This window comes from Mycobacterium montefiorense (assembly GCF_025823255.1).
GTDB lineage: Bacteria > Actinomycetota > Actinomycetes > Mycobacteriales > Mycobacteriaceae > Mycobacterium > Mycobacterium montefiorense.
In genome coordinates this window covers 302,253-327,681 of record NZ_JACKVL010000013.1, presented here as the reverse complement: position 1 = coordinate 327,681, position 25,429 = coordinate 302,253, and the positions used below count along the sequence as shown (strand labels likewise).

General features: G+C 66.3%; 24 protein-coding genes and 1 pseudogene. 5 read left to right on the top strand and 20 right to left on the bottom strand.

What is annotated here, in order from left to right:
- Positions 1-43 precede the first annotated feature (43 nt).
- The 8 genes from H7K34_RS14975 to H7K34_RS14940 all read right to left on the bottom strand — a co-directional run bounded on the left by H7K34_RS14975 (position 44) and on the right by H7K34_RS14940 (position 7,003).
- A complete protein-coding gene (locus H7K34_RS14975; RefSeq protein WP_264062789.1) occupies positions 44-457 on the bottom strand; it encodes a Fur family transcriptional regulator in 414 nt (137 codons plus the stop codon).
- 26 nt (positions 458-483) lie between these two features.
- Positions 484-1,374: a metal ABC transporter permease gene (locus H7K34_RS14970; RefSeq protein ID WP_264062787.1), complete on the bottom strand. Its 891-nt coding sequence runs from the start codon at positions 1,372-1,374 to the stop codon at positions 484-486.
- Positions 1,371-2,285 (bottom strand): metal ABC transporter permease, encoded by a 915-nt coding sequence (locus H7K34_RS14965; RefSeq protein WP_264062785.1) that lies wholly within the window; start codon positions 2,283-2,285, stop codon positions 1,371-1,373. The genes H7K34_RS14970 and H7K34_RS14965 overlap by 4 nt, the downstream gene beginning before the upstream one ends.
- Positions 2,282-3,166, bottom strand: coding sequence for a metal ABC transporter ATP-binding protein (locus tag H7K34_RS14960; RefSeq protein WP_264062783.1), 885 nt, complete (start codon positions 3,164-3,166; stop codon positions 2,282-2,284). The genes H7K34_RS14965 and H7K34_RS14960 overlap by 4 nt, the downstream gene beginning before the upstream one ends.
- A complete protein-coding gene (locus tag H7K34_RS14955; protein ID WP_264063563.1) occupies positions 3,167-4,078 on the bottom strand; it encodes a metal ABC transporter solute-binding protein, Zn/Mn family in 912 nt (303 codons plus the stop codon).
- A 196-nt stretch (positions 4,079-4,274) separates the two neighbouring features.
- Complete coding sequence (locus H7K34_RS14950; protein WP_264062782.1) at positions 4,275-4,610, bottom strand: DUF732 domain-containing protein; 336 nt, start codon at positions 4,608-4,610, stop codon at positions 4,275-4,277.
- Between the two features lie 8 nt (positions 4,611-4,618).
- Positions 4,619-5,833 carry a PPE family protein gene (locus H7K34_RS14945; protein ID WP_272896310.1) on the bottom strand — a complete coding sequence of 405 codons (1,215 nt, stop codon included), beginning with the start codon at positions 5,831-5,833 and terminating at the stop codon, positions 4,619-4,621.
- A gap of 21 nt (positions 5,834-5,854) precedes the next feature.
- Positions 5,855-7,003 carry a PPE family protein gene (locus H7K34_RS14940; protein ID WP_264062779.1) on the bottom strand — a complete coding sequence of 383 codons (1,149 nt, stop codon included), beginning with the start codon at positions 7,001-7,003 and terminating at the stop codon, positions 5,855-5,857.
- A gap of 319 nt (positions 7,004-7,322) precedes the next feature.
- On the opposite strand from H7K34_RS14940, the gene H7K34_RS14935 reads away from it, so the two are divergent.
- Positions 7,323-8,009, top strand: coding sequence for a flavodoxin family protein (locus H7K34_RS14935; RefSeq protein WP_264062778.1), 687 nt, complete (start codon positions 7,323-7,325; stop codon positions 8,007-8,009).
- A gap of 12 nt (positions 8,010-8,021) precedes the next feature.
- On the opposite strand, the gene H7K34_RS14930 is transcribed toward H7K34_RS14935, so the two are convergent.
- The 7 genes and pseudogenes from H7K34_RS14930 to H7K34_RS14900 all read right to left on the bottom strand — a co-directional run bounded on the left by H7K34_RS14930 (position 8,022) and on the right by H7K34_RS14900 (position 16,393).
- Positions 8,022-9,275 carry a saccharopine dehydrogenase family protein gene (locus H7K34_RS14930; RefSeq protein WP_264062776.1) on the bottom strand — a complete coding sequence of 418 codons (1,254 nt, stop codon included), beginning with the start codon at positions 9,273-9,275 and terminating at the stop codon, positions 8,022-8,024.
- Between the two features lie 36 nt (positions 9,276-9,311).
- Positions 9,312-9,794: a pantetheine-phosphate adenylyltransferase gene (coaD, locus tag H7K34_RS14925; RefSeq protein ID WP_264062774.1), complete on the bottom strand. Its 483-nt coding sequence runs from the start codon at positions 9,792-9,794 to the stop codon at positions 9,312-9,314.
- Between the two features lie 24 nt (positions 9,795-9,818).
- The gene (gene rsmD / locus H7K34_RS14920) at positions 9,819-10,373 is read right to left on the bottom strand and encodes a 16S rRNA (guanine(966)-N(2))-methyltransferase RsmD (protein WP_264063561.1); all 555 of its coding nucleotides are present in this window, start codon (positions 10,371-10,373) and stop codon (positions 9,819-9,821) included.
- Complete coding sequence (locus tag H7K34_RS14915; RefSeq protein WP_264062772.1) at positions 10,370-13,753, bottom strand: pyruvate carboxylase; 3,384 nt, start codon at positions 13,751-13,753, stop codon at positions 10,370-10,372. The genes rsmD and H7K34_RS14915 overlap by 4 nt, the downstream gene beginning before the upstream one ends.
- 10 nt (positions 13,754-13,763) lie before the next feature.
- Complete coding sequence (locus tag H7K34_RS14910) at positions 13,764-14,399, bottom strand: vitamin K epoxide reductase family protein (RefSeq protein WP_264062769.1); 636 nt, start codon at positions 14,397-14,399, stop codon at positions 13,764-13,766.
- An 8-nt stretch (positions 14,400-14,407) separates the two neighbouring features.
- On the bottom strand, positions 14,408-15,175 hold the full coding sequence (locus tag H7K34_RS14905; RefSeq protein ID WP_264062767.1) for a DsbA family protein: 768 nt from the start codon (positions 15,173-15,175) through the stop codon (positions 14,408-14,410).
- A 100-nt stretch (positions 15,176-15,275) separates the two neighbouring features.
- Positions 15,276-16,393 (bottom strand): annotated as a pseudogene (locus tag H7K34_RS14900) (alpha/beta hydrolase).
- Here H7K34_RS14900 and H7K34_RS14895 point away from each other — a divergent pair.
- Positions 16,392-17,225, top strand: coding sequence for an aldo/keto reductase (locus tag H7K34_RS14895; protein WP_264062765.1), 834 nt, complete (start codon positions 16,392-16,394; stop codon positions 17,223-17,225). The pseudogene H7K34_RS14900 and the gene H7K34_RS14895 overlap by 2 nt on opposite strands.
- A gap of 62 nt (positions 17,226-17,287) precedes the next feature.
- Positions 17,288-18,076 (top strand): aldo/keto reductase, encoded by a 789-nt coding sequence (locus H7K34_RS14890; protein ID WP_372510797.1) that lies wholly within the window; start codon positions 17,288-17,290, stop codon positions 18,074-18,076.
- A gap of 15 nt (positions 18,077-18,091) precedes the next feature.
- Here H7K34_RS14890 and H7K34_RS14885 read toward each other — a convergent pair whose 3' ends face one another.
- From H7K34_RS14885 to H7K34_RS14875, 3 genes are read right to left on the bottom strand one after another with little or no spacing between them, the layout of a single operon-like run.
- Entirely contained in the window at positions 18,092-18,802 is a 711-nt protein-coding gene (locus H7K34_RS14885) for an HNH endonuclease family protein (protein ID WP_264062761.1), read from the bottom strand.
- Positions 18,799-21,018 (bottom strand): ATP-dependent DNA helicase RecG, encoded by a 2,220-nt coding sequence (gene recG / locus H7K34_RS14880; RefSeq protein ID WP_264062759.1) that lies wholly within the window; start codon positions 21,016-21,018, stop codon positions 18,799-18,801. The genes H7K34_RS14885 and recG overlap by 4 nt, the downstream gene beginning before the upstream one ends.
- 2 nt (positions 21,019-21,020) lie before the next feature.
- Positions 21,021-22,700 (bottom strand): DAK2 domain-containing protein, encoded by a 1,680-nt coding sequence (locus H7K34_RS14875; protein WP_264062756.1) that lies wholly within the window; start codon positions 22,698-22,700, stop codon positions 21,021-21,023.
- A 267-nt stretch (positions 22,701-22,967) separates the two neighbouring features.
- Here H7K34_RS14875 and rpmB point away from each other — a divergent pair, with 267 nt between their 5' ends.
- A complete protein-coding gene (rpmB, locus tag H7K34_RS14870) occupies positions 22,968-23,162 on the top strand; it encodes a 50S ribosomal protein L28 (RefSeq protein WP_108920649.1) in 195 nt (64 codons plus the stop codon).
- A 20-nt stretch (positions 23,163-23,182) separates the two neighbouring features.
- On the opposite strand, the gene H7K34_RS14865 is transcribed toward rpmB, so the two are convergent.
- The gene (locus H7K34_RS14865) at positions 23,183-24,004 is read right to left on the bottom strand and encodes a mycofactocin-coupled SDR family oxidoreductase (RefSeq protein ID WP_108920650.1); all 822 of its coding nucleotides are present in this window, start codon (positions 24,002-24,004) and stop codon (positions 23,183-23,185) included.
- A 2-nt stretch (positions 24,005-24,006) separates the two neighbouring features.
- Positions 24,007-24,897 (bottom strand): SDR family NAD(P)-dependent oxidoreductase, encoded by an 891-nt coding sequence (locus H7K34_RS14860; protein WP_264062753.1) that lies wholly within the window; start codon positions 24,895-24,897, stop codon positions 24,007-24,009.
- Between the two features lie 84 nt (positions 24,898-24,981).
- On the opposite strand from H7K34_RS14860, the gene H7K34_RS14855 reads away from it, so the two are divergent.
- Positions 24,982-25,425, top strand: a complete 444-nt coding sequence (locus tag H7K34_RS14855) for a nuclear transport factor 2 family protein (RefSeq protein ID WP_264062752.1) — start codon at positions 24,982-24,984, stop codon at positions 25,423-25,425.
- The last annotated feature ends 4 nt before the right edge of the window (positions 25,426-25,429 follow it).

The window sequence follows — 25,429 nt, the reverse complement described above, 5'->3', positions numbered from 1 at the left end:
CGCTACGCATCACAACGGGCGGCAGCCAACTGCGAAGCCCCGATCAACTTTCGGTGCATCGTGGGCAGGTTCCGTAGAAGTCGATCTGGTGGGCGATGTCGGTGTAGCGGTGTCGCTGAGCGAGTTGACTTGTAAAATCTTCAATTTCGTCGGTGGTGAACGCGATCGCACGCCCGCACCGTCGGCACAGCAGGTAGTGGCAATGCCCGGGTGTGGTGCGCAGCCGATAAAGCATCTCGCCATCTTCGGCGCGCTGGGTCTCGGTGATTTCCATGTCGGCGAACAGGTGCAGAATTCGATACACGGTGACCAGCCCGATCTGGACGCCGTGCCGTTGACGGAGATCGAGATGGAGTTGTTGGGCACCCCGGAAGCGGTCGCTGCGCTGCAGCAGGTCGAGCACGGCTCGTTGCTGGGCGGTTATTCGGGTCCGGTGTAGCACCCGCGGCACGGGCATCGTTGCACTCCTGCCGATTTGTTGCGTTACTGGGCCGCCGGTGTATGCCGCGGCTGGCGGTCTCGGGCACCGATTACTTCGGCGACCAGGTAGATCGTGGTGGCCGTGCTCATGATGGTGAAGGTCGCCGGCGCCGCGGGAACGGCGTAGGCGATGGTGACGCCAATCCAGATCGCGGCGGTGGCCAAGACCGCGGACAGCCAGAACCCGCGCCAGGGTCGAGTGGTCAGCCGCGCGGCGGCGGCTCCCGGTGCCGCGAGCAGGCCGAGCACGACAAGCGCGCCGATGATCTGAGTCGCCTCGGCGACCGTGACCCCGACGATGACCAAAAAAAGCGTGCTTAGCAGCCTGGTGGGCACGCCGGCGGTCTGGGCGATGCCCGCATCGATCGTGGCGAACAGCAGCGGGCGCGCAATCGAGATCAGCACGGCGCCTAATCCGGCGGCGACGACCACTGCAAGGGTTCGAGCTTGGTCATTGATCCCAAAGATGCTGCCGAACAAGACATTCACGTTGGCAGTGCCGTTGTGGCCGCTGCCGTGAGTGGTGTAGTAGGTCAAGAACAGCGCGCCCAACCCGAGTATCCAGGAGAAGAACGAGCCGATCGCGACGTCGTCCGCGCCGCGACGGTTGATCATGCCCAGCGCGACTCCGGCCACGATCGTGGCGGCAAACAATCCGATTCGGGGATCCAAGCCGGCCACCAGAGCGGCCATCGCCCCGGTGTACGCGATGTGCCCTTGGGCGTCGCCGGCGAATACCTGGCCGCGCAGCACCAGGAAGTAGCCGACCAACCCGCACACGATCGCCACCGCGGTCCCGGCCACCAGCGCGTGACTGATGAAGGGGTGGGACAGCATGTTCGCGAGGCCGGTCAGTGGGCCCGACGCGCTGGCCTGCTTGTCGCTGACGGTCATGCGGCCACCGTGGTGCAGGCCGGGGAGCGCCGTCGATCGAATCGCTGCTGGCTCCGTTCGACACTCGCGCGGTAGCAAACGGCCAGCAAGTAGACGCCGAACGCGAAACTGCTAACCCAGAACCCGATTGGAAACGGAGAATAGAACGCGCAGCCGATACCCAGCCAGGTCACGGTGACCGCGAAGATGACGGACAGCGCGATGCCCATCGCGGGACGGGCGGTGAAGTGGAAAGCGGCCGCAGACGGGGCCACCAGCAGCGCGAATACCAGTAGGCTGCCCGTGATCTGACTGGCGCCGGCCGCGGCAGCACCGAGCACCAGGAGGAACAGCGCGGCGACGAATCGAGTCGGGACTCCGTTGGCAGTGGCGGCATCGGGGTCGATCGACGCCCACAGCAGTGGCCGCCCGATCGCGGCCAGCACGATCAGGCACACCAGCGCCGCGAGGAGCAGTACGTCAAGCTGCTGGGAGCTGACCCCGGCGATGGTGCCGAACAGTAGATTCGTCAAACCCGACAGGAATCCGTGATAGAGGCTGACGAACAGAAACCCCGTCGCCATCGCGAAAGCTTGAATCGTGCCGATCCCAGCGGACTCCTCGCCCAGGCTCGGCCTGCCCGTCTGAGTTGACTTGGGCAGCAATGTAATTGCCGCGGCAGCACCGATGCTGGCCGCGAAGTAACCGTAGCCGGTGGCTACGCCCAGCCAGGCCGCCGCGGCGGCGCCGGGGAAGCCGACGACGGCCAGGGTATGCCCGGCGAAGCTTTCCTTGCGTAGCACCATCACCCATCCAACGACACCGGCTAGGACGGCGACGACGGTGCCGGCGCGCAACGCGGTGACCATGAACGGGTACACCAACATCTGCTGCACGTCGGCGATCAGATTCCAGGTCAGCTGCGGATTCATGCACGCGCTCCGGCGATCTGGGTGGGACGAACGCCGGGTTGCCCGACGACGAACAGGTGACCCGCCCGGTCGTGGAGCACTTCGATCGGGACGCCGTAGAGCGCGCTGAGCTGCTCGGCGGTGATCACCACCTCGGGCGTTCCGATCACGGCCGACCCGCGGGCGATGTAGATAACGCGATCGAGGTATGGCAGGACCGGATTCACGTCGTGGGCCACCATCAGAACGGTCACACCCTCTCGGCGGCAGATATCGCCCACCAAAGCGCTGATCCCGGCCTGGCTGGGTACGTCGAGACTGTCGAGCGGCTCGTCGAGCAACAGCAGTTCCGGCTGGCGGATCAGAGCCTGCGCGATCAGCAACCGCTGCTGTTCACCACCGGAGCAGCGACCGATCGGGCGCCGGGCATAGTCAGCGGCGCCGACCACTTCGATCACATGCTCAAGCCGTCTTCGCCGCTGCGCACACCGGCGCGGGGCCAGCAGGCGGGCCAGTCCCGGCACGGGCGTTCCCCAGCGCGCGCCATCCAATCCCAGGGAAACCACGTCGACGCCGCGGATGCGTACGCTGGCGTCGAACGCGCGTCGTTGCGGCAGATTACCGATCAGCTTGTTGCGTCGGCCAGGGCGCGCTCCTAGCACCTCAACCATGCCGTGCGAAGGTGTTAGCCCCAATAGGACCTTGAGTAGCGTTGACTTCCCGCAGCCATTCGGTCCGAGTACCGCGACGAATTCCCCGGCGGCGAGATCGAGGGAGACGTCCGACCACACCGTCTTGCCACCCACCACGGCTGACGCGCCGCGCATCCGGACGCTGATCTCGCGGGCCACCGGCGCGGGGGCAACGTGCTGGCTGGCGTCGACAGGGCCCGCGCCGGTCATCTACTTTCCTGTTGCGCTATGCAGAGCATCGGCCAGGCCAGACAACTGTGCGGATTGCCAATCCTGAAACGACGCGTTTATCGGCGACAGTGTCTCGGTCACCGTTGTGACGGGAATTCCCTGTTTCGTGGCCGCGTCGACTTGGGCCTGCACATCCGGGGTGTTGTTTTGGGTGTTCAACACGTACACCTTGAGCGATTTGGCGGCGATCTGGTGGTCGATGGTCGCCTTGTCCGCCGGCGAGGGATCGGTGCCTTCACTGATTGCCTTGAGAAACTCCGGCGGCGTAATCAGATTGAGCCCCAACGCATCCGAGAGCGGGGAAAAGATCGACTCGCTGGCGCCGACGGGTGTCCCAGCGTATTTGGCCCTGATGCTGGCGATTAAGCTGCGGTAGTTGGACAGGCCCTGGTTGAGGAACTGCTGGTTGCGCTGATCGAAATATCCCGAGTCGCTCGGGTCGGCCTTCTTGTAGGCGGCGGTGATCGCATCGGCAACCTTGGTTACCGAGCCAGGCGAGTACCACTGATGCGGGTTTCCGCCCGCGGCGACTCCAACGGTGTCGCCGACGTTGACCACGGCGCGGTTCGGATTCGGGTCGGACACAAGCATTTTGTCGACCCAGGTGTCGTACCCGATACCGTTTTCGACTACCACCTTCGCGTCGGCAACCATGCGTGCATCCGCAGCCAACGGGTCATAGCTGTGCGGGTCGGTGTTGGGGTTGGTGATGATACTGGTCTCCGTCACCCGGTCACCCCCCAGCTGCGCGGCGATGCTGCCCCACGCGTTTATCGTGGCAACAACCACAAGCCTGGCACCGGCGCTGGCGCTGCCCGTGCTGGTGGGTCCGGATTGCGACACGTTGCCGCTGCTACACGCAACCGCGCCCAGTATCGCGACTAGGTGCATCGCTACCAATGCCGCTAACCGGCGTTGACCAGGTCGACCTGCCATCGCACCGTTCTCCATTCCAGCTTATTGGCAATCATTTTCATTAATATTCGCGACGCTAGCACGCGATTGTGGCGTTCGCATCCAACCGCTCGGGGTGCGATTGACAACGTGCATAGTCGCGGGCGGGCACGACGAATTGGCGCTTCCACGGCTAACTTCCGGCGCTGGGGTCGGTGGCTGCGCTGTCGGTGGACAGGAGTTCGGGGCAATAGATGCTGGCGGCGGCTTTGGCGAATTTGGCGGCGCTGGCCATCGTGAATGCGGGGTTGAGGTCGCGGATGTCTCGGACGATGTCGAGTTGTGAGGTTCCCGAGCTGGCCAAGTCGCATACCTTCTGGCCCGCTTTGATGGCGTGGTCGGGGTCGCGGAAGGTGATGCCCGCCTGGTTGAGCGCGGCCAGGAAGGCGTCGTCATCGGGGTCGGCGTGTGCCGGTGCGGCCACAGCGATTACCACCAGGGCGCCGGCCAGCAGCGGTGGGACTTTCATAGCTGTCGTCACCCGGCCGCAGGTGGGCGTCCGACGACGCGGGGGCGGAACCCATAGATCGGATCGGCGAACTCGTCCTCGTGCGAACCGGGCAGACCAACCAGGGGCACCCCCGGCATGCCCACTGCCCCAGCCTCTTCCATCACCATCGGGGTGGCGGCGCCAAAGCTGTGGTATGCCCCGGCGCCCACCTGAGTCGTCGCCGCGACTGTGCTGACCGTTGCGCCGCTGCCGGCCCAAGTCGGAGGCACCGATAGGGCGCCTAGCAGACTCGCCTGCCCCAGCCCCGCTGTCGCCGCGGCGCCGGGCACGCTCACCGCTGAGGCCAGCGACGCGCTACCACCAAGACCGGCGGCCAGATCCTCCAGTCCCGATGTGGTTGCCCCAACCGCGCCCAGGGAATTCAGCGACACCTGCGAATCGACGAAAGTCGTCGGGTTCAGAATTCCGTTGGTGGTGAACCCGTTGGACACCCCGGAGACCGAGGCGTTGTTGACGAAGGCTCCGATCAGATTCGGATTGGAGTTGCTGAAGAAGTTCATGATGCCGGCAAGTCCGGTGGTCGACGTGTTCGAATTGGGCGACAGACCGAGCCAGTCCCAGATGCTGGTCGGCTGAGGAGCCGCGGCGGCGTCAGCACCCGCGTCGTTGCTGGCGCCGAGAACCGCGTTGGCCTGCAGGGCCGTTGCGTCCGGAGTGGTGTCGGACCGCGGTTGGCTGAACGGCGTCATTTGGCTGGCCGCGCGTGAGGCGCTGGTGTAGCTGGTCATCGCGGAGGTATCTTGCGCCCACATCTCGCCGTATTGGGAATCGGTGGCCGCGATCGCTGCAGTGTTCTGGCCGAAGATGTTTCCCGCCAACAGCTTTGCTTGCAGGGCGCGGTTGGCCGCGACGAGCGGTGGGGGCACCGTCGCGGCGAATGCGGCCTCGAAAGCGGCCGCGGCCGCGTTGGCTTGCGCGCCGGCCTGCTCAGCCTGGATTGCGGTGGTGTCCAACCAGGCCAGATACGGGCCGATCGCCGCCGCCATCTTCGCCGACGCCGGACCCAGCCAGCTCTCACTGACGAGCGACTTGATCACCGCGTCGTAATTGGTTGCTGCGGAACGTATCTCAGCAGCCATGACATTCCACGCGGCCGCAGCGGCCAACAATGACCCCGGCCCGGGGCCGGCATACATTTTGGCCGAGTTGATCTCCGGCGGCAATGCTCCAAAATTCAGCATGACATCTTCTCCTGAAGTCTCTTAACCGGCGGCCGGCGGCCGGGGCATGACGACGGGACGAACCCCATAGCGCGGGATAGCGCGGCGCAGTCGGCGGCCGTTGCCGCCCAGCGGCCCTGCCACGCCTCCCGGCCCGCCCGCCGCCGGCGCCCCGGCGGAGCCGATATCGCCAAGGCCGCTGACCGGTGCCGCGGCTTGGCCGGGGGTGATACTGGCGGCCGAGGCCCAGCTCTGCGGCACCGACATGGAACCCACCAGATGTGCGTTGCCCACGCCGGCAGAAGCGGAAGTAAGGCCCGCCGAACCGGCCGTGCTCGACGCCAGCGCGGCATTCCCGCCGACCTCGGCGCCAAAAGCGAAGTCCTCTAGACCCGACAACGTCGTGGCGCGTGTCGCCATCGAACCCACTGCCGTCCCAATGATGGACTGCGGGTTGAACGGACCACCGGCGATGATGCCGTTGAGGATGTCGTTGCTGAAGAAGTTGCTTCCCAGGAAGCTGCCCAGCGCGGTGTTGTTCGACCCGTCCAACAAGCCGGTCAGATAGTCGATAAACGATCCCGACGTGGGCGCGGCATCCGCGTCGGCCGCCGAATTAGCGGCCTGATTGACCGTCTGATTCTGTCTGGCCACCGCGTCGGGGGTGGTGTTCGTGCGCGGCGACGTGAACGGCGTCATCTGTGCCGCGGAGTTCGAGGCGGTGGCATAGTCGCCCATCGCCTCGGCATCCCGAGCCCACATGTCGGCGTATTCGGCGTCAGTCGCCGCGATCGCCGGGGAGTTCTGCCCAACAACGTTGCCGGCCACCAGGTTCGCCAGCAGCGTGCGGTTGGCCACGACGACCGGCGGGGGCACCGTCATCGCATACGCGGCCTCAAAAGCCATCGCCGCCGCATCGGCCTGCGCACCGGCCTGCTCGGCCTGAGCCGCCGTAGTGTTCAGCCAAGTCATAAAGGGTACGGCCGCGGCCAACATCGACGCTGACGACGGGCCGTGCCAGCCCACCGTGATCAGCTCCCTGATCACCGAATCATAATCGATTGCTGCAGAACGCATTTCAGCCGCAATCGACCTCCAGGCGACAGCGGCCGCCAACAATGGCCTCGACCCAGGACCGGCGTACAACCTGGCCGAATTCACCTCCGGCGGCAGCAACGCAAAATCCAGCATCATTCCCCCTCAGCGCTTAGACCGCGGCATTCGTGCAGCGCGCAACAACGCCCTCACCCCCGCCGGGCGCAGCTCTGGCCGGCGATCCGGATGGCGGGCGTCTCCTTGGTGATAATGGTTTTCATTAAGGAATGTACGGTACTGACCTGGGATACGCGTCGAAAAGTGATTCGAGGCAACAAGTGTGGTCACCGCGGGCAAGGCCCTCGGCGGCCTTCGGAAGCCGAAGGATCGGACTCGGTAAGACTGGCTGATCAGCGTATTCCGGTCACGGAATGAAAACACAGCTCCGCGACTAATTTTTAGTTACGTTAACGCGATGACTTCCGATGAAGCCGCCGGCCGCCGGCCTCGGGTGCTGCTCCTCTACTACACGTTCACCGGGCAGGCGCTGCGGGTGCTGGAAGCTGCGGGAGAGGTTTTCAGTGAGCGTGGCTTCCAGGTAGACAAAGCCCGGATCGAGTTCACCGATCATCGTTGGGCACAGCGCTTCTCGCGCGTCCCGCTACGCCACGCGATGCTCGATCTACTCAGCATGCTTCCCGCCCAAGCCCGCCGCGCCGCCGGGGAAATCCGAACCCCGGACGAGGTGCGAAACGGGAACTACGACCTGGTCTGCATCGGATCATCGACATGGTGGTTCACCATGAACATGCCGATGCGCACCTTCTTGAAATCCGACGAGGCAGGCAAGCTGCTCGCCGGCACACCCTTCGCCGCGTTCTGCGTGTGCCGTCGCTACTGGCGCGGGAATTTCGCGCAGGCGCGCAAACTCGGGGAAAAGCGCGGCGGACAGTATTTGGGCGGCATCCACTTCGAATACCTCGGCGGGCAGTTCGCCTCCGGGCTCTCGATGATCAGCTACCTGCGGTCCGGCCGATACCGTGACCGATACTTCGGCGTGCCGATTCCCGCGACCAACGTCCAGCCCTATCAGCTCGAGCAGACCCGGCACTTCGCCGTTGAACTCGCGGATCGCTTGCTCGCGGGGCCGGCGCCGCGCTGAGAGCGGCGCGGTTCAGCTCAGCCGGACCGTGTTCATCGATACCCCGGCGGCCGGTAGCCGGGTCAGCAAAGCGTCGCCCATCGCCGCGGCGGGCGTGAGCACGCCCCGCAAGTCGGAGAGCCGACCGCGATCGAACGCCAGCGCCAGACCACACTCGGCGAGCAGCACCCCGGTCCCGCTGTACGCGTCCAGCTGCTGCGCGAAGGTCCCCAGGTACCGAGCACCGGACGTCGTGGTGGTGTACGTCTGTGCCGTGTAGTGGCCGCGTTCGCGCATCTTCTCGCCCGGTCCGGTCCCTGGCCTTGCCAAGGGCGCTAACCATCGCTGCGGCACTCGGCTGAAGTGCCTGGTGCCCAACGCAAACGCACCCGCCAGTGTCCCGGTAACCACCCCGGAGGCGACCGGTGCGGCGAAGGACTTCCCCAGGCTCATGGTCTCCGAGTAACGAAACCTCCTGCCGTAAGGCCAGTTCTGTAATGCGTTGCTGCGCCGTACCACTCGAGTGTTGTGCGGCGCCCACACCAGGCCACCCAGCCAGAAGCCGGCAAGCTCGGGCGCGATCCGACTGCCCCGGCGCCATACAAAGTCATGCTGGGGGCCGAGATCGGGTTCGGCACCTCGGTCGGGGGTCAGCGTATACGGGTCGTCCATCTGGTGGCGGGCCTCGGGATCGCTGGACGCGGTGCGCATCGACTCGAACTCCGAGGCGACGGTGCCTCCCGATCCCCCGCCCTGAAAGAACGAACGAAACACCAGCGTGGTGTCGCACAGCTCACCGGCGCCGTCGCCGCGTGCCCGTCGGTAGAGTTGATACACATTGAGATCTGAAGGGATCGAAGCGAATCCGCACGAGACGACGATCCGGGCACCGGTGTCGACGGCCTGTTCGTGATACCGGTCGATGCTGTTCCGGACGAACATCACCTCACCGGTCAGGTCGACGTAGTCCGTCCCAGCCTTCGCGCACGCCGCCACCACCGGCAAGCCGTAAGTGGTGTAGGGACCTACCGTCGTCACGACCACCCTGGCGCGGGCCGCCATATCCTGCACCGGCGCCGGCTGTGCTGCATCGGCCACGATCAGCGGCCAATCGTGGGCTCTGCGGCCAAGGCTTTCGCGCGCGGCGAGCAACCGCTCACGTGAGCGCCCGGCCAGCGCGATGCGGGCGTCGCCGGCAACCCGTGCCAGGTATTGCGCCGTCAACTTGCCCGAGTAACCCGTGGCGCCGTAAACGATGATGTCGAACTCGCGCTCGGCAGAGCTCATTGGTGCTAGTCCCCCGCGACAGCCGTCGGCCCGGGGTCACCGCTCACGGGAACGCCTCTGGCGCAATCGGCGGTTCACCGACTCCGGCAACAGCGCCGTGACGTCACCGCCCAGCATCGCTACCTCTTTAGCCAACGACGACGACACGAACGAATACTGCGGCGCGGTGGCCACGAAAAATGTGTCCACGTTGGCGACGTGCTTGTTCATCTGCGCCATCTGCAACTCGTATTCGAAGTCGGTGCCGGTGCGCAGCCCCTTGACGATCGCGGTCATGCCGCGCGACGTTACGAAATCCACCACCAGGCCCTGCCCGACCTCGACACGCAAGTTCGGCAAATGAGTCGTCGCCTCTTCGATCATCGCGACGCGTTCGTCGATGTCGAACATCCCCTTTTTGGCGGGGTTGCTCAGGATCGCGACGATCACCTCGTCGAACTGGGCCGCGGCGCGTTCGAACACGTCGATGTGGCCCAACGTCACCGGGTCAAACGAGCCCGGGCATACGGCGCCGCTCATAAGCGACCAAGGTAGCAGGGCACGTCAGCCAAATTCGGCCAGCTCCAATCGGGTGTCGCCGTAAACCCGCTCCGGCCAGCTGATCCAGCCGTCCGGCCAGGTCAGCGGCGGCCCGGCGGCGGCACGCTCGATCACCGCGACGGTCGTCTCACCCACCCAGCCGTGCACGCTGAGCGCTGCCAAGACCGCCTGAACCTCGGCTTTCTCGACGTCGTAGGGCGGGTCGGCCAGCACCAGATCGACCGGGGCCGCGGCGCCGCCCGCCAGCACCACGGCCACCGCGCCCCGGCGCAGCGTCGCCCCCGGCAGGCCCAGGGTCTCGATGTTGCGTGCGATGACGGCCGCGGTGCGCTGATCGGACTCGACGAACAAGGCGGACCCCGCGCCTCTGGATAGCGCCTCCAAACCCAGCGCCCCCGAACCCGCGTAGAGGTCCAGCACCGCCAAGCCGGTCAGATCCAGCCGCGACGAGATGATGTTGAAAAGCGACTCGCGCACCCGATCGGTGGTCGGCCGGGTTCCCCGTGCCGGCACCGCGATGCGCCGGCCTCCGGCGACCCCGCCGATAATGCGGGTCAGCTCAGCACCACCAGCAGATCTCCGCCCTCCACCTGCGCGGTGCTCGACACCGCTACCCGCGCCACGGTGGCATCTCTTGGAGCCGTGATCGGAGCTTCCATCTTCATCGCCTCGATGGTGGCGATCGTCTGGCCGGAGCTCGCCCGATCGCCCTCGGCCACCGAAACCGTGACGACGCCGGCGAATGGTGCCGCGATGTGGTCGGGATTGGCCCGCTCGGCCTTCTCGGCGGTCGGGATCGTGCTGGCAATGCTGCGATCGCGCACCAGCACCGGCCGCAGCTGGCCGTTCATGATGCACATCACCGTGCGCATGCCGCGCTCGTCGGGTTCGGAGATGGCCTCGAGTCCGATCAACAGATCGACACCGCGTTCCAGTTTCACCTGATGTTCTTCGCCTTGGCGCAGTCCATAGAAGAACTGGTTGGCCGACAGATGCGACGTATCGCCGTAGGTCTCTCGGTGATCCTCGAATTCCTTTGTCGGACCAGGAAATAGCAGCCGGTTGAGCGTGGCCTGACGTTTGGGTCCGGTCAGCGCAAGCACGGCCTCGTCCTCTCCGCTGAGCTGCGGGACCGGCTTGGCGGGCGCACGGCCGGCCAGCGCGGCGCTGCGCAGCGGCTCCGGCCAGCCACCGGCCGGATCGCCCAGCTCGCCGCGCAAAAATCCCAGCACCGATTCCGGGATGTCGAATCTCGCTGGTTCAGAGGCGAATTCGTCAGCGCTCACCCCGGCGCCCACCAGAGCTAGCGCCAGGTCGCCGACCACCTTGGACGACGGCGTGACTTTGATCAGCCTGCCCAGCACGCGGTCGGCACCGGCGTAGGCCTCTTCCACCTGTTCGAATCGATCCCCCAGCCCCAGCGCAATCGCCTGCTGCCGCAGGTTCGACAACTGGCCGCCCGGGATTTCGTGGTGGTAGACCCGCCCCGTCGGACCCGGTAATCCGGATTCGAAGGGGGCGTAGACCTTTCGCAGCGCCTCCCAGTACGGCTCTAGCGCGCATACCGCCGAGAGCGACAGGCCGGTGTCGTGCTCGCTGTGCGCGGTGGCGGCGACGATCGAACTCAGCGCGGGCTGGCTGGTGGTTCCCGCCATCGGCGCGGCAGCTCCGTCGACGGCGTCGGCTCCCGCCTGCCACGCGGCCATATAGCTGGCCAGCTGGCCACCCGGTGTGTCATGGGTGTGCACGTGGATCGGCAAGTCGAAGTGACTGCGCAGCGCGCTGACCAATTGGTGGGCGGCCTGTGGCCGCAACAGTCCGGCCATGTCCTTGATAGCCAACACGTGCGCGCCGGCCTGCACGATCCGCTCGGCCAGGTTGAGATAGTAATCGAGCGTGTAGAGCTGCTCGCCCGGGTCGGACAGGTCTCCGGTGTAGCACATCGCAACTTCTGCTATTGCCGAACCTGTTTCGCGGACAGCGTCGATAGCCGGCCGCATCGAGTCAAGGTTGTTGAGCGCGTCGAAGATGCGGAAGATGTCGATGCCGGTGGCGGTTGCCTCCTCGACGAAGGCCGACGTGACCAGTTCAGGATATGGGGTGTACCCCACCGTGTTTCGGCCCCGCAGCAGCATCTGCAGGCAGATGTTGGGCATCGCCTCGCGCAGCGTGGCCAGCCGCTCCCAGGGATCCTCCTTGAGGAAGCGAAGCGCCACATCGTAAGTCGCACCGCCCCAGCACTCCACCGACAGCAACTGCGGCATCGTGCGGGCCAGATACGGCGCCACCATCATCAGCCCGCTGGTGCGCACCCGTGTCGCCAGCAGCGACTGGTGCGCGTCGCGGAACGTCGTGTCGGTCACGCCCACCGCGGGCGACTCGCGCAGCCAGCGCGCGAAACCGTCGGGCCCCAACTCGACTAGCCGCTGCTTGGATCCGGCCGGCGGCGCCACCTCGAGATCGACCTCGGGCAACTTGTCGTGCGGGTACACCTTCGACGGATGGGTGCCGTGCGGGTGGTTGACGGTGACATCGGCCAGATAGTTCAGGATCTTGGTGCCGCGGTCGGCCGATGCGCGTGCGGTCAGCAGCTGCGGCCGCTCGTCGATGAACGACGTGGTGATTCGGCCGGCTTGGAAGTCCGGATCCTCCAGAACCGCTTGCAGGAATGGAATATTCGTCGACACACCGCGAATGCGGAACTCGGCGATCGCGCGGCGGGCGCGGGACACCGCCGTATGGAAGTCGCGACCCCGGCAGGTCAACTTGACCAGCATCGAATCGAAGTGGGCACCAATCTCCGCGCCCAGGTTGGTGCTGCCGTCCAGGCGGATGCCGGCGCCACCGGGGCTGCGGTACGTGCTGATCCGGCCGGTGTCGGGCCGGAACCCGTTGGCCGGATCCTCGGTCGTGATCCGGCACTGCAACGCGGCGCCGTGTGGCCGGATGTCCTCCTGCCGCAGACCCAGATCGTCTAGCGTCTCGCCGGACGCGATGCGCAACTGGCTGGACACCAGATCGACGTCGGTGATCTCCTCGGTCACGGTGTGCTCCACCTGAATTCGCGGATTCATCTCGATGAAGACGTAGTGGCCGCTCTCGTCCAGCAGAAACTCCACGGTGCCCGCAAGGCGGTACCCGATGTGCCGGGCGAAAGCGACGGCGTCGGCGCAGATCTTGTCCCGCAGCTCGGCGGAAAGGTTTGGCGCGGGCGCTAATTCGACAACCTTTTGATGGCGACGCTGCACGCTGCAGTCGCGCTCGTGCAGGTGGATCACGTTGCCGGCGTTGTCGGCCAGGATCTGCACCTCGATGTGGCGCGGCTTGATCACCGCCTGCTCGAGATAGACCGTCGAGTCGCCGAAGGCCGACTCGGCCTCACGGCTGGCCGCCTCGATCGCTTCGGGCAGCGCGGCGATGTCGGTGACGCGGCGCATGCCACGTCCCCCGCCACCGGCAACAGCCTTGACGAACAACGGAAACCGCATGTCTTGCGCCGCCGACACCAGCTCGTCGACCGAGGCCGACGGCGCCGAGGACGTGAGAACGGGCAGTCCGGCTTCGCGGGCGGCAGCGATTGCCCGCGCCTTATTTCCGGTCAGCTCAAGGATTTCGGCGCTGGGACCGACGAACGTGATACCGGCGGCCGCGCAAGCAGCGGCCAGGTCCGGGTTCTCCGAAAGGAAGCCGTACCCGGGGTAGACGGCGTCGGCGCCGGCCCGGCGGGCGGTTTCGACGATCTCGTCGACGGACAGGTAGGCCCGCACGGGATGACCGACCTCACCGATCTGGTAGGACTCGTCGGCCTTGAGCCGGTGTTGCGAATTGCGGTCCTCGTAGGCGTACACGGCCACCGTGCCGACGCCGAGTTCATAGGCCGCGCGGAACGCACGTATCGCGATCTCGCCGCGATTGGCCACCAATACCTTCGAGATCACCTTCGGCTCCTCACAGAAGTGTCGACCAATAGTCCCAGAAACGAACCATGATCAGCAGAAACACCGCGGTAAACCATAACGCGGTGAGCGACCATCGCCATTGGTAAAGCAGCCGTGCCACGGTGCTGTCGCGGTTGTCGAGGACCGGCGAAAGCGCGATCGACGCCACCACCACCAGCAGCGTGATCGTCATCGCCCACACCACCATGCAGTAGGGGCACAACGCCCCGATCCGGTACAGGCTCTGGAAGATCAACCAGTGCACGAACCCCGTACCGACCAGCAACCCAGCCGCTAGCACCGACCAAAACCATTGGGGTATCGATACTTTCGCTACCGCAAGGACCCCGACGACCAGCACGACGGTGAACGCGACGATGCCGGCCAGTGGGTTCGGGTAGCCCAGCACCGACGCCTGCGGCGTAATCATCACCGAGCCGCACGAGATGATCGGATCGACGTTGCACGACGGCACGTACGACGGGTTGAGCAGGATGTCGATCTTCTCCACCATCAGGGTTATGGAGGAGACCAGGCCGACCGCACCGGCGATCAGCACCCACCATGCGCGCAGCGTCGGCACGGATGGGTCACGCGCCGAAGCCGGTGTCGGGTCGCCGGATCGCTCGGCGGGTTCGACCGACACCGCAACCGTCACGAAGCCGGCGGGGCGACAGGTGCGTCGATGCCCGGCACATCACCCACGATGGTCTTGATCTTGCCGACCAGCGCATCGGGTGTCGACGGGTCGTAGTTTTCGCCGTTGATCTTGATCGTCGGAGTGGCGGTGATATTCGCGGCCGCCGCTTCGCCGGTGACCTTGGAGAGATACTTCCCACTGTTGATGCAATCCGGCACCTTGCCGACGACGCCGGCTTCCCGGGCGAGTTCGATCAGTTTCGCGTTGTCGGGGAAATTGGGACCCCGCTCGTCGGGCTGGATACCGGTGCTGAACAGCGCGGTGTGAAAGCGGCGGAACGCGTCCATGCTCTCGTCGGCGACGCAGAGGGCGGCGGCCCCCGCTCGCGACGGATAGTTCTGGTTCTTGGAGCTGTCGAGAATGGACACCACCGAGTAGTCGGCCGCGATGGCACCGGAGTCGATCAGCTTGGAGACCGTCGGCCCAAAGGTGCGCTCGAAGTTGCCGCAGGCGGGGCACAAGAAGTCCTCATAGAAGGTCACGACGGCCTTCGGGTTGTTCGTCCCGGGCTGGTTGACCACCTTGCTCGACGTCACGCGGACCGTGTCGCCCGGTCCGGTGGCGGCGCCCTTCTTGTCGTGATGCGACGTCACGATGTAGAAGACGAGCGCGACCGCGAAGATGACGATGAACGCGGTACCGCCGATCTGAATCAGGCGGCCGGACTTGCCTTCGGTGGACTTCAGGTCGAATCGGGGGGGACGTTTCGATTTGTCGGCCACAGGGTTCCCTGATCCTTCGGTGTTTAGGTCGGTTTGCGGGCGTCTCGACCGCGGTTTCAGACGACGCCTCATAGATTACCGGCGCGCGTCTCTCGGCAAATCAGGCCCGGCTCAGGTGAGCGCGCAGGGCCGAAATCAGGTCGCTGGTGGCGGCCGCGCTGCCGCCGCCGAGCTGAAACAGGCTGGCGAACCCGTGCGTCAGCGAACCCAGGCTCCGCAGATCCACCGCGGTGCCCGCGGCCCGCAGCGCCGCGGCGTAACGCTCGCCTTCGTCGCGCAACGGGTCGAACCCGGCGACGGCGACCAGCGCGGGCGCCAGCCCGGACATCGACTCGGCGCACTGCGGCGATACCCGCGGGTCCGCTGGGTCGATGCCGGTGCCGCTCAGGTACTGCGCGGCGAACCAGTCGATGTCCCGCTTGGTCAGCAAAAAGCCGCGGGCGAACAGGCTCAGCGACCGGGTCTGTGCGGTGAAGTCGGTCGGCGGGTAGAGCAGCCACTGCAGCAGCGGCGAGGGACCACCCTCGTCGCGCGTGCGCTGGCACACGATCGCAGCCAGGTTGCCACCCGCGCTGTCCCCGCCGACGGCGACACGTCCGGGGTCGCGCCGAGTTCGGCGGCGTGCTCGCAGGCCCACTTGAACGCCGCATAGGCGTCGTCGATGGCGGCCGGCGCGGGGTGTTCGGGGGCCAGCCGGTAGTCGATCGATAACACGTGCACTCCGGCGTCACGGCAGGTCAGCCGGCACAGCGGGTCGGCGGTGTCCAGATCGCCGAGCACCCAGCCCCCGCCGTGGTAGAAGACCAGCAAGTCCGAGGCCGGACCGCTGGCCGGACGGTAGTGCCGCACCGGGATCTGGCCGGCGGGACCGGGGATCGTCAGGTCGTCGACCGTGACGTGAATCTGGGGTCCGGGCATGGACAGGATCGACTGGCGCATCTGCGCACGCGAGGCTACCGGGTCGCCGTTGACCACCAAGCCGTCGATACCGCCCAGCCGCAGACCGGACAGCATCAGCTGCAGGGTGGGGTCCAGCGTGTTGCCATCGATGATGATCGACCGACCGCCGAACATCACCCGCTTCGCCGGCGTCGGAATCCACGGAATGGCCTTGACGCCAACGTTGGTGACGACGTCCTGCACCCGGTCGGTCCAACGGCCCGATCCGCGCCTGGCTTCCAGATGCAGCTCCGGTGCGCCTGGCAGACTCTGTGTCATGGCAGCCCCCTTGGTCACCCTTAATGACGGTCATGCGATCCCCGCCATCGGGCTCGGAGTTTTCCAAGTTCCTCCGGCGGAAACCCAGCAGGCGGTGAGTAGTGCGCTGCAAGCCGGCTACCGGCATATCGACACCGCCGCCGCCTACCGCAATGAACGGGAAACCGGGCGCGCAATTGCCGACTCCGACGTGCCGCGCGATCAACTCTACGTGGTGACCAAATTGTGGAACGCGGACCAGGGCTACGACAGCACGCTGGTCGCCTTCGACGCCAGCATGGACCGGCTCGGCCTCGAGTATCTCGACCTCTATCTGGTCCATTGGCCGCAGCCCGCGGTGGGTAAGTTCGTCGAAACCTTCAAGGCCTTCGCCCACCTGCGCGACCAGGGCCGGATCCGGTCCATCGGAGTCAGCAATTTCGAGCCCGAGCACCTGATGGTTCTCATCGATTCCACCGGCATCATTCTCGCCGTCAATCAGGTCGAGCTGCATCCTCGTTTTCCCCAGACGGAATTGCGGAAAGTCCACGCGCAGCGCGGTATCGCGACCGAGGCGTGGGCTCCGCTGGGCCAAGGAGCGCTGCTGGCACACCCGACGGTTACCGCCGTCGCCGACGAAAGTGGGCGGACACCCGCCCAGGTGTTGATTAGGTGGCATATCCAGCTCGGTAATATCGTGATCCCCAAGTCGGTGAACCCTGCACGGATTGCGAGCAACTTCGACGTGTTCGATTTCGAACTCAGCGCCAATGACATGGCGGCGATTTCCTCGCTCGACGACGGAACGCGGCTTGGTCCTGATCCACGAACTTTCAGTTTCACAGGTAGGTGAATACGTTGACTGGCGACGCACGCCTCGCCGTGCCCTCGATCACCCTCAATGACGAAAACACGATGCCGGTGCTCGGCCTTGGCGTCGCGGATTTGTCGGAGGACGAGACCGAACGTGCCGTTTCGGCGGCGCTGGAGGTCGGCTGCCGGCTGATCGACACCGCCACCGCATACGGCAATGAAGCCGCGGTCGGTCGCGCGATTGCCGCCTCCGGGATTCCCCGCGCGGAACTGTTCGTCACTACCAAACTGGCCACGGCCGACCAGGGGCTCACCGGTGCCCGAGATGCCTGCAACGCCAGCCTGGAACGATTGGGCCTGGATTACCTCGACCTCTACCTGGTTCATTGGCCGGCCGCCGCGCTGGGCATGTACGTGGACTCCTTCGGCGGGCTGCTGCAACTCCGCGGCGACGGACACGCCCGATCGATCGGTGTCGCCAACTTCACCGCCGAACACCTGGAGATGGTCATCGACCTGGTCTTCACGACCCCGGCGGTCAACCAGATCGAGCTGCATCCACTGCTCAACCAGGACGACATGCGCAAGACCAACGCGCAGCACAACGTCGTGACGCAGTCCTACACACCGCTGGCTCTCGGCAAGCTGAACGAGAACCCGACCGTGAACGCCGTTGCGGGCGAGTACGGCAAGACACCCTCGCAGGTGCTGCTGCGGTGGAACCTGCAACTGGGCAACGCGGTCGTGTTCCGGTCGGCCAACCCCGAGCACATCGCCAGCGACTTCGACGTGTTCGATTTCGAGTTGGCCGCCGAGCACGTGGACGCGATCAACGCGCTCAATGACGGAACTCGGCTGCGCCCGGACCCGGACACCTACGAGGGCACCTAGACAGCCGGCCGGTCGCTAGCCCGTCGGGCAGGTGGACGCGGCCTGACGCAGCGCACCCGCCGACGCCTGATCCACCGGCAGCCGGTAACCCCGCAGCACCGCGATGAACTGCATCGCGTACTGACAGGCGAACGCCTTGTTCGGCGGCATCCACAAACCCGGCGGCAGGTCGCCCTTGTCCTGATTGGCCTGACCCTGGACGGCCAGCAAGTTGGCCGGGTCGTTGGCGAAGCGCAGCCGCTCGGGATCCGACCAGCCGAACGCTCCCATGTCCCAGGCGTACGCGAGTGGCACGATGTGGTCGATCTGCACAGATTCGCCGACCTTGGCGCCCCGTTGGAAGGCGATCGTGGTGTTGGTATACGGGTCGTGCAGTACGCCGGTGGCCACGGCGCTGGGACAGCGCTTGATCGCCACGAACGTCTTGTCGACGAGATCGCGGTCGAGAATATCGTCGCGGGTGTCACATCCGTTGTGCCCGCCCGGGGCACCGTTGTCGTCGTCCCAGGCGTCGCCGTAAGCCGCCCTGAGGTAGTCGTAGCGGTGCACCCGAAGGGGTACCACCGCAATACCGGCCAGCACATCGGCGCCGGGTGCCACGGTGGGCACATCGGCGCGCGCGGCAACTTGCGCGTGCTTGGCCGACGTCGACCCCAGGGTCTGATAGGCGACCAGCACCGCGACCACCGCAGCGGCCGACAACCACAGCAGCACTTTGCCGTTCACGACTTGTCCAGGTATTCGATGCGGTCGGTTTCGGTGAATTGCGCTGCCAGCAGCGCTAATCCGGCATGCAGGCTGGCGTCCTGATACGCGTCGGTACAGAACTCCCGGGCGGCTTCGATGAACACCAGATGGTCGACAAGCGACAGCAGCCGCAGCGTGATCGCCCTACCGGATTGGTTGCGGCCCAGCACATCTCCCTCCCGGCGCTCTCGCAGATCCAGCTCGGAAAGCGCGAAACCGTCCAGGGTTGCGGCGACGGCACTCAGCCGCCGGCCGGCCGGGGAACCTGGTGAACTCCAGGTGGCCAGCAGACACAGGCTCGGATGCTGGCCGCGACCGATGCGGCCACGTAGCTGATGCAATTGGCTGATTCCGAACCTGTCGGCGTCCATCACCAGCATCACCGTGGCGTTGGGGACGTCGACGCCGACCTCGATCACGGTGGTGCACACCAGCACATCGGTTTCACCGTTGCGAAAAGCGGCCATCGCGGCGTCCTTCTCGTCGGCAGGCAACCGACCATGCATCAAACCCAGTCGCAGATTCGCCAGCTCGCCGGAGTGCAAACGCGCGAAAAGCCCCACGGCGGTTTCCGTAGGGCGCGCATCGTCTTCTCCCTTCCCCGACTCTTCGGTCTCGTCGATGCGGGGCGCCACCACGTAGGCCTGCCGTCCGGCGGCGACCTCCTCGGCGATGCGCTGCCAGGCGCGGTCCAACCAGGCGGGCTTGTCGCGCACGAAAATAACGTTGCTGGTAATCGGCTGACGTCCGCGTGGCAGCTCACGCAATGTCGAGGTTTCCAGATCTCCGTAGACGGTCAGCGCGACGGTCCGTGGAATCGGCGTTGCGGTCATCACCAGCAGGTGCGGCGTGATGCCCGCAGCAGCCTTGGCGCGCAACTGATCTCGTTGCTCCACGCCGAACCGGTGTTGCTCGTCGACGACGACCATGCCCAGGTTGGCGAATTCAACGGCGTCCTGCAGCAATGCGTGCGTGCCGATGATGATGCCGACCTGGCCGCCGGCGATCTCGGCCCGAACTTGTTTCTTCTGCGCGGCCGACATCGATCCGGTCAGCAGCGCCGCCCGGGTAGCGTCGTCGGCCCCGCCCAGCTGACCGCCCATCGCCAGCGGGCCCAGCACATCGTTGATCGACCGAAGATGTTGTGCAGCAAGGACTTCGGTGGGGGCCAACAGCGCGCATTGGTAGCCCGCATCTACCATCTGCAACATCGCCAGCACCGCGATGATCGTCTTGCCGGAGCCGACCTCACCTTGCAGCAGCCGGTTCATCGGGCGATTGGCCGCCAGCCCCTCGGACAGCACGTCGAGCGTCTCGCGCTGCCCGACTGTCAGCTCGAAGGGCAAGCGGCCCAACAGTTCCGCGGCCAGTCCGGCCGACTGCCGGGGCGCCGATGGCCCCGATTGCGAAAGCTCACCGTGCCGGCGTGACACCAGCGCCCATTGCAGGCCGACTGCCTCGTCGAAGGTCAGCCGCTCGCGCGCCCGGTCCCGCTCCCCCTCGTCTTCGGCAAGGTGAATCGCGCGCAGCGCCTCGTCCTCGGACATCAACTCGTGAGCGGCGACGAACTCCCCGGGCAGCGGATCAGCCACCGGATCGAGAACCTCGAGCACTTGGCGCACGCACGCGAAGATGTCCCAGCTTTGCAGCTTGGTGCTGGCCGGATAGATCGGGAAGAAGCGGCGCTCGAATGCCGACATCAACACCTCGCCGCTGACCGCCTGCGAAGCGTCGGCGATGCCACGCAGCGAGGTGCTGCCCCGGTTTTTACCGTCCGGCGAGTCGAGGATCAGGAATGCGGGGTGTGTCAGCTGCATCGCGCCCCGGAAGTATCCGACCTCGCCGGAGAGCATCACCCGGGTGCCCTCGGTGAGCCCCTTCTTGAGGAAGCGCGCATTGAAGAAGGTGGCGGTGAGCTTGTTGCGTCCCGACCCGACGGTGACGAGCAGGATCTTGTTATTGGGGCGCTTGCGCATCGGCCGCTCGGAAACCTGCGTGATGGTGTCGACGACGGTGATGTGCTGGCCTTCTTCGGGCCGCTCGTCGTCGGCACCCCGGACCGCCGCGCCCTCGGTGTAGCTGCGCGGGTAGTGGCGCAGCAGGTCGTCAACCGTCCGGATGCCGAACACCTCGTCGAGGGAATCCGCGGCCTTGGCGCCCAGCACGTAGTCCAGCCGGTCGCTTAGCGACGCCACGATTACTCGACCCCGATCAGCAGGGCGTCGCCGCGGTGGCCGGTGCGGTAAGTCACCAGCTCGGTGCCCGGATGGTGGTCGTGCACGTGCTTGTGCAGGACGGCGGTCACCACAGCGGCGCCGTCGTCGATGCCGACACCGACCAGCACCGTCACCAGATCGCCGCCCGAAGCCAACAGCAGGTCGAGCAGGCCGATCGCCGCCCCCGCCGCGTCGGCGGCCACGATCAGCACCTCGTCACCCGCGATGCCCAGGCCATCGCCCGGCTGACAGCGACCCGCCCAGGTCAGCGCGCTCTCGGTGGCGATGCGTACCGATCCATATCGCGCGCTGCCGGCGGCGCGCGCCATCGTGTAGCCGTCGTCGACCGCCTGCCGGTCGGTTTCGTGCACGGCCAGCGCGGCCAGCCCCTGCACCATCGACCCCGTCGGTATCGGCACCACCTCGATGCCCCAGCCGATGGCCGCGGTGCAGCCGGCGACCAGTTCCTCGGCGGCCACGTAGCCGTTCGGCAGCACCATCACCTGCGCGGCGCCGGCGTCGACGACGGCCCGCATCAGCTGGTGAGCGCTGATGGCGGTGGTCGGGTCGCCTGCGTCCGGGGCGGGCTGCAGGACCTGGGCGCCCTCGCCGGCGAACAGCTCCGCGGCGCCGTCCCCGTCGACGACCGCCAGCACCGCCCGTTCCTTGGTCCAGCTGCCCGCGGGCAGCCCGGTGATCCCAGAACTCAGCGCCGAGATCACGATCTTGCTCAGCCGTCCGGCCGCCACCCCCGCTTCGACCGCGGCCCCGGCGTCATCGGTGTGCACGTGCACCGAGTAGCTGGCCTGGTTGGTGAACGGCGCGGCGGCGATGGCCACGGAGTCACCCAATTTCATCAGCCGGTTCCGCAGGGCGTTCGCGGCGGGCGGATTGCACCCGTCCAGCCGATACATCACCTCGAACTGCGGCGCCGGCCGCTTGGTCACACCCGTTGCGGGCTGCGCCCGCGGCGAGAGCTCATAGATGGTGCGGGCCGGCGCCTGCCCGATGACGGTCGAATGCAGCGCGTCCAGCAGCACCAGCAGGCCCCGCCCGCCGGCGTCCACGGCACCGGCGTCCGCAAGAACGTCCAGCTGTTCAGGGGTTTTCTCCAGCGCGACAACGGCCGCGTCGCCGGCCGCGGTGATCGCCGAGGCCAGCCCGTCGCGCGCGCTGCCGTCGACGGCGTCGGCAGCCGCCCGCAGCACCGAGACGATGGTTCCCGAGACTTCCTGGCCGCCCATCGAGCTGATCACCAGCTCGACGCCGCGATGCAACGCGGCCCCGAGCAGCACCGCGTCCAGCTGCGGCAGTTCACCGCCGGAATCGGCGGCCGCGGTCGCGGTGACGTCGGCGATGCCGCGCAGGATCTGCGACAGGATCACCCCGGAGTTGCCGCGCGCACCGTTCAGCGCGCCCACCGACAGTGCGGAGGCGACCCGGGCAACGCATCCGGGGCCGCTGTCGGCACCGATCCCGGCGTTGGCCTCGGCCAGCGCGGAACGCATCGTGAACAGCATGTTTGCGCCGGTGTCGGAGTCTGCGACCGGGAACACGTTGAGGCGGTTGATCTCGTCGATGTGAGTGATCAGGTCGCTGACGGCGGCGTGCGCCCAATCCCGCAGGGCCGGCGCGTCGAGCAGACGTTCCGGATTGCCCACTTGACCCACCTCCTCGCAGCCAGCGGCCGGCGGGCGCCAGCGTAGCGCGGCGATGACGCACGTGGCGGCTGCCCGCGAGCCACCCCTTGCCGGCAAGGGCTGACCGGCCTATTGAGCCTAGCCAGCGACAGCGACAGGATCAGAGGTGCGCCGCCGTCAGTTGTGGATCGTTTTGGTGGTTGCCCACCTCAGTCGGTATCCTGAACTGTCGCGGCGCGTCTCGACCTTATCCGTGCCGGACCCCCGAACATTTGAGGAGCTACAACGATGGCCGCTGTGTGCGATATCTGCGGGAAAGGCCCCGGCTTCGGTAAGTCGGTGTCGCACTCCCACCGCCGCACCAGCCGGCGCTGGGACCCCAACGTTCAGGTTGTGCACGTCGTGTCTCGTCCCGGCGGCAACAAGAAGCGCGTCAACGCCTGCGCGTCCTGCATCAAAGCCGGCAAGGTCGTCCGGGGCTAGTCCGGAGCCAGCGGCCGCGGCTACATCACGATGTGCCCGGCGTCGACAGGTATCGACACCCCGGTCACGTAGCGCGCCCGGGGACCGACCAGCCACAGCACCGCTTCCGTCACGTCCTGCGGTTCGACCAACGGCACGTCGGGCAACAGCATCTGGGCGACCGCGGGGTTCGGATTCTCCAGCATCCGGTTCACCACGAAGTCGTTGATGATCATCGGTGTGGCGACACCGCTCGGGTGCACCGAGTTGACCCGAATCTTGTGTGGCGCATACGCATTGGCGGCCGAACGCATTAGCCCCACCACGCCGTGCTTGGATGCGGCGTAGGCGAACATTGCGGCGCTGCCGTCGCCGCCCCGACCGGTCAGGCCCTGCGACGAACTGACCAGCACGATCGACCCGCCCCGGCCCTTGCGGACGATCGACGGCACCGTCGCCAGCAGCGTGTGCCAGACCCCCTTGAGATTGGTGTCGACGATCGAGTTGAACACCGGCTCGGAATGGATTTCCGGGTCGCCGATCGCCACCACTCCGGCGTTCGCGATGACGATATCGACCTCTCCGAGATCGTCGATGCCGCTTTGCACCGCCGCTTCCAATTGGGGCAGGTCGCGGACGTCGGCGACGACGGTCACGGCCTTGCGACCTGCGGCTTCGACCAGCCGCGCGGTCTCGTCGAGATCCGATTTGCTCCCCAGCGGGTAGGGAATCGCGTCGATGTCGGCGCAGATGTCCACGGCGATGATGTCGGCGCCCTGTTCGGCGAGCGCCACGGCGTGGCTGCGGCCCTGGCCGCGCGCTGCACCGGTGATGACGGCGACCGAGTTGTCGAGTTCACCCATGGCTATACCTCCAGCGTTGTCCCGGTCTGTTCTTCGGCGAAGGCCACCAGCCGGGCGGCCGCGTCATAGTCGCACGCCAGCGGTGTGCGACCGATCATGGCCGGCTCGCCGCGCAGGCCAAGCCTGCCGCTGACGCCGACGAAGCTGCCCGGCGGAACCGGCTCGCTGATGCAGTACAAGGTCGGCGCCGCACCTTCGTCGATGTCGTTGGCCAGCCGGTCGGCCACCAGCGTGACGGCTTTGTGGGCCAGCGACATCAGCGGTGCGTCCGAGAGATTGGACAGGTTCGAGGCCACCCACCCCGGGTGGGTGAGTTGGCTGACGATCGGCGATCCCGCGGCGCGCAGCCGGCGGTCCAGCTCGAGCCCCCACAGCATCACCGCGAGCTTCGACATGGCATAGCTACCGAGCCTGGTCCACTTGTTGCGGCGCAGGTGCAGGTCGTCGAGTCGCAGGGTGGCCGACTTGTGCGCATCGGAGCCGACGTTGATGATCTGCGAACGCACCCGCGGCAACAGCAGATTGGTCAGCGCGAACGGTCCCAGCAGGTTGGTGCCCAGCGTCATCTCGAAGCCGTCGACGGTGTCGGTGCGTCGATCGGTGAGCGTGCCGGCGTTATTGATCAGGATGTCGATATCGCCGTCCACCTGATCGGGAAAGGCTCGCACCGACGACTGGTCGGCGAGATCGAGTTTGACCACCGATGTCGAGCCGCCCATCTGTTCGGCCCGTTGCTTGCCAAGGTCGGTGTTGCGTACGGCCATGATCACCTGGGCGCCGGCTTTGACCAGCGCTTGCGCGGTGCCCAGCCCAACGCCGTTGGTTGCTCCGGTCACGATGACCCGCTTGCCGGTCAAGTTGCCGAGGCGGCTCGGCGTCCAAGGTAACGTCACGGCGACTAAGAGTAATGGGCGGTTCTATGTAAGTTGGGTCAGTTCTGCCAACATGGTCTGCAAACGGCACAGGAGTGGCTTGGCATGAGTGACAGCGCGCGAGAAATCACCAACCTGATCTACACCTACGCCGAGCTCCTCGACGGTGGTGACCTGGACGGGGTTGCCGGGCTTTTCGAACATGGCCGCATCTGCGGCATGGAAGATGGTCCGCCGGAGACGGTGTTCGAGGGATCCGCCCGGGTGCGGCAGATGTACGACATGGCCACCCGCATCTACGACGACGGCACCCCGAAGACCAAGCACAACACCAGCAATGTGCAGCTCCACATCGACGAGGGCGCGGGGACCGCACGCAGCACGTCCTACTACTGCGTCACGCAGGCCACCCCGGATCTTCCGCTGCAAGTGATCGTCACTGGGCATTACAAAGACACTTTTCACCGGGTGGACGGCGCCTGGTGGTTCGACAGCCGCATCATGTTCGTCGACCAGCTCGGCGATGTCAGCCAGCACCTGAAGTTCTGAACGC